Here is a 658-nt window from a genome sequence, read left to right as displayed (position 1 = left end):
GGCGTGCGCGCCGCGATGACCGTCTGGGGCTTCACGGGCGGCGCGCACGCCCTGGACGGCCTCGCGGACGACCTGCGCTCGGTGGGCGCGGCGCGCGTGTACGGCGGCATGAACGAGGTGCGTTCGGCGCTCATGAGTGGAGAGACGCACTGACGTCCGAGGCATGAGGACCGGGCCGCCCCGGCCCGTACGACGCCCTGAGTGGAGAGACGCACTGACGTCCGAGGCATGAGGACCGGGCCGCCCCGCTCACACACGTAGAGACACGTTGACGCTCCAGGCAAAAGCGAGGGGCCGTCCCCGAGCGTACGACGGTGGGTCCGTACGACGCCCTGAGTGAAGAGACACGGCGGCGCGCGAGGTCACCTCGCGCGCCCCTCCCTCGCGTCTCAGCGTCGGCTTTCCATCTCCTGCGTCACGCGAAGGCCCGTCGGGGTCTGCGCGAGGCCGCCCTCGGCGGTCTCCTTGAGCTGCAGGGGCATCATGCGGCCCACCTGCGCCATGGCCGTCACGACCTCGTCGGGCGGGATGAAGCTCTCGAGCTGCGCGAGCGCGAGCTGCGCGGCGCTCACCGCGTGCACCGCGAAGAACGCGTTGCGGCTCACGCAGGGCACCTCCACGTACCCGCCCACGGGATCGCAGACGAGGCCGATGGTGT

1 protein-coding gene is annotated in these 658 nt (G+C 71.7%); it reads right to left on the bottom strand.

All coding sequences use genetic code 11. The features are described from left to right. Positions 1 to 389: 389 nt before the first annotated feature. On the bottom strand, positions 390 to 658 hold a 269-nt coding region (locus tag DEIPI_RS30775; RefSeq protein ID WP_045234237.1), incomplete at its 5' end, for an L-serine ammonia-lyase, iron-sulfur-dependent, subunit alpha.

The sequence above is a fragment of the Deinococcus pimensis DSM 21231 genome (assembly GCF_000519345.1).
In the GTDB taxonomy this organism is placed as follows: Bacteria; Deinococcota; Deinococci; order Deinococcales; family Deinococcaceae; genus Deinococcus_A; species Deinococcus_A pimensis.
The sequence above is the reverse complement of the archived record's forward strand: the minus strand, read 5'-3'. Positions and strand labels throughout refer to the sequence as shown.